The organism is Streptomyces spiralis, assembly GCF_014654675.1.
Classification (GTDB): Bacteria; Actinomycetota; Actinomycetes; order Streptomycetales; family Streptomycetaceae; genus Streptomyces; species Streptomyces spiralis.
Window position 1 is genome coordinate 60,267 of sequence record NZ_BNBC01000052.1, and the last position, 6,667, is coordinate 66,933.

Consider the following 6,667-nt stretch of genomic DNA (forward strand, 5'->3'; position numbering starts at 1 on the left):
GACGAGCTCCAGGATCTCGCCCTTGGCGTCGACGGTGATCTTCTTCGACAGGTCGCCCTTGGCGACGGCGGTCGTGACCTCGGCGATGTTGCGGACCTGGATGGTCAGGTTGTTCGCCATGAAGTTCACGGACTGGGTGAGGTCCTTCCAGGTGCCGGCCACACCCTGCACCTCGGCCTGACCGCCCAGGATGCCCTCCGTGCCCACCTCGCGGGCCACGCGGGTGACCTCCTGGGCGAACGACGACAGCTGGTCCACCATCGTGTTCAGGGTGTTCTTCAGCTCCAGGATCTCCCCGCGCGCGTCCACGGTGATCTTCTGGGACAGGTCACCGCGGGCCACGGCGGTGGCGACCTGCGCGATGTTGCGCACCTGCGCGGTGAGGTTGCCGGCCATGCCGTTCACCGAGTCGGTGAGGTCCCGCCACACACCGGCGACGCCGGGCACCTGCGCCTGACCGCCCAGCCGGCCGTCCGTGCCCACCTCGCGGGCCACCTTGGTCACCTGGTCGGCGAAGGCGGAGAGCTGGTCGACCATCGTGTTGATGGTGTTCTTCAGCTCCAGGATCTCCCCGCGCGCGTCCACGTCGATCTTCTGGGACAGGTCACCGCGGGCCACCGCCGTCGTCACCTGGGCGATCTGCCGCACCTGGGAGGTGAGGTTGCCGGCCATGAAGTTGACGGAGTCGGTCAGCTCCTTCCACGTGCCCGACACGCCGTCCACGCGGGCCTGACCGCCCAGCCGTCCCTCCGTGCCCACGTCCCTGGCCATCCGGGTCACCTGGTCGGCGAACGACGACAGCTGGTCCACCATGGTGTTCACGGTGTTCTTCAGCTGGAGCATCTCGCCGGAGACGTCCACGGTGACCTTCTGCGACAGATCGCCGTTGGCCACGGCCGTCGTCACCTGGGCGATGTTCCTCACCTGACCGGTGAGGTTGCGGAACGCGGTGTTGACGGAGTCCGTCAGGTCCTTCCAGGTACCCGCGGCGCCCGGCACCTGCGCCTGACCGCCCAGCTCACCCTCGACACCGACCTCCCGCGCCACGCGCGTGACCTCGGCACCGAACGCCGACAGCTGGTCGACCATGCCGTTGACAGTGTTCTTCAGCTCCAGCATCTCGCCGGCCACGTCCACGGTGACCTTCTGCGACAGATCACCACTGGCCACGGCCGTCGTCACCGCCGCGATGTCCCTCACCTGAGTGGTGAGGTTCCGGAACACCGTGTTGACGGAGTCCGTCAGGTCCTTCCACGTCCCGGCGACGCCCGGCACGTTCGCCTGACCGCCCAGGCGGCCCTCCGCGCCGACCTCGTTGGCCACGCGCGTGACCTCGTCCGCGAAGATCCGCAGCGTCTCGGTCATCTGGTTGATCGTCTCGGCCAGCCGCGCGACCTCGCCACGCGCCGGGACGGTCACCTTCTGCGACAGATCACCGTTGGCCACGGCCGTGGTCACCTGTGCGATACCGCGCACCTGGGCCGTCAGGTTGCCGGCCATCAGGTTCACCGAGTCGGTGAGCTCCTTCCACGTGCCGTCCACCCCGGGCACATGCGCCTGGCCACCGAGGATGCCGTCCGTGCCCACCTCGCGGGCGACCCGCGTCACCTCTGAGGAGAACGCGGAAAGCTGGTCCACCATCGTGTTGACGGTGTTCTTCAGCTCCAGCATCTCGCCGGCGACATGCACGGTCACCTTGCGCGACAGATCGCCCTTGGCGACCGCCGTGGTCACCAGCGCGATGTCCCGCACCTGCGCCGTCAGCCGGGACGCCATCGTGTTGACGGAGTCCGTGAGGTCCTTCCAGGAGCCGGACAGACCGCGCACCCGCGCCTGCCCGCCCAGCTTCCCCTCGGTGCCGACCTCGCTGGCCACACGCGTGACCTCGTCGGTGAACGTCGACAGCTGGTCGACCAGGTTGTTGACCGTCCGCCCGACCTTCAGGAACTCGCCCCGCAGCGGATGCCCGGCCCCCTCCGGCACCGGAGTGCGCAGCTCCATCCGCGGCGACAGATCACCCTCGGCGACCGCGGACAGGACCCGGCCGACCTCAGAGACGGGCCGCACCAGATCGTCGACGAGGGCGTTGCAGTTCTCGATCGCCACCGCCCAGGAGCCCTCGCAGGCCCCCGTCTCCAGCCGCTCGGTGAGTTTCCCCTCACGTCCCACCATGCGCCGCACCCGCGACAGCTCGCCGGTCAGATGCATGTTGCGGTCGGCCACCTCGTTGAAGACCGCCGCGATCTCCGACATCACGCCGTCCCCGGACACCGTGAGCCGCTTGCGGAAGTTACCGTCCCGCATCCCCACCAGAGCCGCCAGCAGCCGGTTCAGGGCGGCCGTGTCCACCGCGGTGGTCCCCCCGCGCGGTGTGCGCCGGTTGTTCAGGGACTGCCCGGACTGTCCGCCTTTCGCGCGCGTCTTCGTGCCCCGCGTCGCTGCGCCAGACTCCACTGTGTCCCTCCCGCAGGGATCGACCACTACTGCTGTGCTCCGGCACCACCACCCGGCGTACCGGTTACTGCTAGGTAACTCTGCCCGATGCTTACTGCTGCGTCACTCTGCCCGAAGCGAGCAGGCCGCACGAAGGGCTGCTGCCCAGCGCACGCAGAACCCACTCAGCCTGCCCGCCACGTCAACAGAAGCCTGCCCAGTGTTTCACCCCCGCCGAACCAGGCCATAACAGTTCGGCAGCTTCGCACACCGTCCGCACACCCTCCGGGCGAAATCACCGAAGACCGGCATCCGCAGCGACCGCGAAGGTAAGTAACCTTGCATGCGGCTGTCCAGCCACGCCGGTCCGTCCGGCCTGGGCGGTGGCACGGGAACGAGCGGGCATCGGAGGGCGGCCGCACACAATGACCACCGGAGTGATCCCCGGGGGACAGCCCCCGGAGCCACGGCCGAAGAGGCCGCAGCTACCGGAGCAGCGACGCGAGCCGGTCGGCCCGCAAGGCCTGCACGTCGACAACCGGACGAGGAGTTCTGTGATCACCGCGCGCGCGGCCGCCAGCTTCGAGCCCCTCGGGCGATCGGTCGCGACCGCCCGGTCCTTCGTCCGCGACACCCTCCAGGGGTGGGGCTTCGGAGACATCGTCGACGACGCCGTGGTGCTCACCAGCGAACTGGTCACCAACGCCGTCGTCCACGCCGGCACGGCCGCCGACGTCCTGTGCCTGCGCAGCGACGAGGGGGTGCGGATCGAGGTCGCCGACCGCTACCCCGAGCGCGAGGTCCCCCTGCAGAGCACGGCCGTCAACATGGGCAGCCCCGACCGCGAGGGCGGCCGCGGCCTCCAGCTGTGCGCGGCCCTCGCTGCCCGCTGGGGCGTGGAGTACACACCCACGCACAAGAATGTCTGGTTCCAACTCGACCTTCCCGAGCGTCCGGTCGGCACTCGCGCCGCCGGGCCCGTGGTGCCCGCCGAACTCCTCCCGATCGCCGACGGCCGCGTCCGCGTCGCCGTCGTCCAGATCGACCGAGGCGGCTCCATCACCGCCTGGAACGAGGACGGCGAGGAACTCTTCGGCTACGCCGCCGAACAGGTCGTCGGCAAGCCGCTGACGGACCTCGCCGCCTGGCCGCACACCCCCGGCACCGGCACCGGCATCGCCGAAGCGCTCCAACTCTCCCGCTGGGAGGGCAGCTACGGCATCCGCGGCGCCCACGGCCGGGTCGTCCCCGTCTACGCCTCCCACCTCCGCGTCCGCGACACCGGCGGCGAACCGTCCACCGTCTGCCTGCTCGTACGGGATCACGAACGCGCCGTGCTGCAGAGCCCGTTGCGGGTCCCCGCCTCCGGCGACACCGGTGCGGCGGCCGACGGCGCCGGCACCGACCCGTTCGAGGTCTTCATCGGCTCCCCGGCCCCGGATGACCTCGACGGCCTCCTGCAGCGCACCGTGGAGCGCGCCCGCGACATGCTCGACGCCGACGCCGCCTTCCTGCTCCTGGCGACCGACGACGAGACCGAGTTGGAGGTCCGCGCCTCCACCGGCCTGCCCTCCGCCCGCCAGCGCTTCGCCCGCGTCCCCGTCGAGGCCGGCCCCGGCCGCTACGGCTCGGCCCGCATGCCCGCCGTCCACGACGACCTGACCGCCGCACCCGGCGCCGTACCCCTCCTGAGCGGCACCGGCATGCGCTCCGTCGTCACGGTCCCGCTGAAGGTCGAGGGCCGCCTCACCGGCTCCCTGGGGGTCGCCGCCGAGGCACCCGGCAGATACTCCAACGAGGAGGCCCTGCGCCTGCAGTTCGCCGCCGACCGCATCGCCCTGGCCGTGGAGTCGGCCCGCCTGGGCGAGCTGGAGCGGCTGCGCCGCGGCTCCCTGAGCTTCCTCGTCGAGGCCTCCGACCTGCTGGCCGGCACCCTGGACCGCGACCAGACCCTCGCCCTGATGGCCCAGATGACGGTCCCCACCCTGGCCACCTGGTGCGCCGTCTACACCATCGCCGACCAGGCCTCCGAGCCGTATCTGTCCTACGTCCTGCACGAGGACGAGGAGCTGATCGACGGCATCAAGTCCCTGCTGTCGAAGATCCCGCCGCCGGACCCGGTACCGACCCCCGGCGCGCGCGTCTGGTCGGCCCCCGGCGAGGCAGCCCACCAGGCGGCCCTGCGCACCTCCATGCGCAGCCTCAGCCTGGGCGACTCGCACCACCGGATCGGCACCACCATCGGCCCCACCCTCGCCACGGCGTCCGCCGTCGGCGGCGAGACCGTCGTCCTGCCGCTGGTCGCCCGCAACCGCGTCATCGGCATGCTCACCCTGGGCAAGCCCACCGACGAGCACTTCCGCCAGGAGATCCTGGAACTGGCCGAGGACCTCAGCCGCCGCGCCGCCCTCGCCCTGGACAACGCCCGCCTGTACTCGGAGCGCACGGCCATCAGCCAGTCCCTCCAGCGCAGCCTCCTGCCGCCCGGCCTGCCGCAGATCGACGGCGTGGAGGTCGAGGTCATCTACCGCGCGGCCGGCGAGGGCAACGAGGTCGGCGGCGACTTCTACGACCTCTTCCCCATCCGTGACGGTGCCTACGGCTTCGCCATCGGCGACGTCTGCGGTACGGGCCCGGAGGCGGCGGCCGTGACGGGCCTGGCCCGCCACGCGCTCAGGCTGCTGGCCCGCGAGGGCTACGACGGCCCGGCGGTACTGGAACGCCTGAACTCCGCCATCCTCGACGAGGGCGCCCGCAGCCGCTTCCTCACGCTCCTGTACGGCGAGTTGCGGCCGCAGGAGGACGGCAGTGCCGAGCTGAAGGTGGTGTGCGCCGGCCATCCACTGCCGCTGCGCCTGCGCCAGAACGGCACGGTGGAGTCGGCCGCCGAGCCGCAGCCGCTTCTCGGCGTCATGGAGGACCTGGACCTGTACGAGCAGACGGTCATCCTGGACCCGGGCGACGTCCTGCTCTGCGTCACGGACGGTGTCACCGAGCGCCGCGAGGGCACGCGCATGCTGGGCGACGACGGCCTGGCGGACGTCCTGACCACGTGCACGGGCCTGACGGCCGGCGCGGTCGCGGCACGCATCATGCGCGCGGTGGAGCGCTTCGCCTCCGACGCTCCGTCCGACGACATGGCGATCCTGGCGATGCGGGTCCCGGAGGTGGGCCAGCACTGAGGCCGGCCCGAAGGCTTCGAGGCCGGCCCGAACATGAGAAAACCCCGCCCGGAAGGGCGGGGTTTTTCGCTGGAGCCCCCAAACGGAATCGAACCGTTGACCTTCTCCTTACCATGGAGACGCTCTGCCGACTGAGCTATAGGGGCCTGTCGCCTTTTCGAGGTTTCCCTCGCGGCAACGGAATAGATCATACCCCGAACACGGCCGTGCTCCCAACCACGATCGGTCCGCCGAGCGCGTTGCATGCCGAGACGATCCGCTGCATCTCCCTCCGCGTCAGCGAGGCGTCCACCGGGAGCGCCAGCGTCTCCTCGGCGGCCCGCTCCGTCTCCGGCAGAGAAACGCACCTGCGGAATTCCGGCAGCCGGTGCACGGGCGTCTTCACCGGCACCCGGCAGTCAACACCCCTGGCGCGTACGGCCCGTGCGAAGGCGTCCCGGTCCGGCCGGCCGTTCCCGGGCACACGCACCACGTACTGCTGATAGGTGTGCCCGTCACCGCCGTCGGGCTTCCGTACGCCGCGCAGCCTCGCGTCCAGATAGGCGGCACGCTCCCTGCGCTGTGCCGTCTCGTCGTACGGCGCCTCGGACTCGCCGTGCTCCAGCACCAGCAGCCCGTGCCGCCGCCCGATCCCGTGCAGTGCGGCGACATCGGCCGACCGCCCGAAGCGGTGTACGACAACGACGGCCGCCGTCCGGGGAGTTACGGCCGCTTCGACCGCGAGCGGGTCGAGGCAGTACGACACGGGGTCTATGTCGGCGAACACCGGCAGCGCACCGGCCTGGGTCACCGAGTCCGCGACCTCCACGTTGCCGAACGCCGGCACGACGACCTCGTCACCCAATCCGACACCGGCGGCTCTGAGCAGTGCAGCAGTACCCATGCCGCGGATGGTGGTCGGGCAACGTGAACGTCAAGTGACGGAAAACAGAAAAGGGTTGGGCCCGGAACCGAAGTTCCGGGCCCAACCCTTTGAAGAGTTGTTCGGCGGTGTCCTACTCTCCCACAGGGTCCCCCCTGCAGTACCATCGGCGCTGTGAGGCTTAGCTTCC

At 70.6% G+C, this 6,667-nt stretch carries 3 protein-coding genes, 1 tRNA gene and 1 rRNA gene; 1 reads left to right on the forward strand and 4 read right to left on the reverse strand.

Going from position 1 to position 6,667, the window contains the following annotated elements; genetic code table 11:
* Window positions 1–2,349 (reverse strand): HAMP domain-containing protein (locus IE318_RS45600; protein ID WP_229903996.1); only part of this gene is annotated, 2,349 nt, incomplete at its 3' end.
* A 509-nt stretch (window positions 2,350–2,858) separates the two neighbouring features.
* On the opposite strand from IE318_RS45600, the gene IE318_RS36655 reads away from it, so the two are divergent.
* The gene (locus IE318_RS36655) at window positions 2,859–5,615 is read left to right on the forward strand and encodes a SpoIIE family protein phosphatase (RefSeq protein WP_189907251.1); all 2,757 of its coding nucleotides are present in this window, start codon (window positions 2,859–2,861) and stop codon (window positions 5,613–5,615) included.
* Window positions 5,616–5,685: 70 nt separating this feature from the next.
* Here IE318_RS36655 and IE318_RS36660 read toward each other — a convergent pair.
* From IE318_RS36660 to rrf, 3 genes are all read right to left on the reverse strand, one after another.
* Window positions 5,686–5,761 (reverse strand) — tRNA-Thr (locus IE318_RS36660).
* A gap of 41 nt (window positions 5,762–5,802) precedes the next feature.
* Window positions 5,803–6,498 carry a DegT/DnrJ/EryC1/StrS family aminotransferase gene (locus IE318_RS36665; protein WP_107473443.1) on the reverse strand — a complete coding sequence of 232 codons (696 nt, stop codon included), beginning with the start codon at window positions 6,496–6,498 and terminating at the stop codon, window positions 5,803–5,805.
* Between the two features lie 99 nt (window positions 6,499–6,597).
* Window positions 6,598–6,667: ribosomal RNA gene (gene rrf / locus IE318_RS46905) — 5S ribosomal RNA — on the reverse strand; the annotation flags it as partial.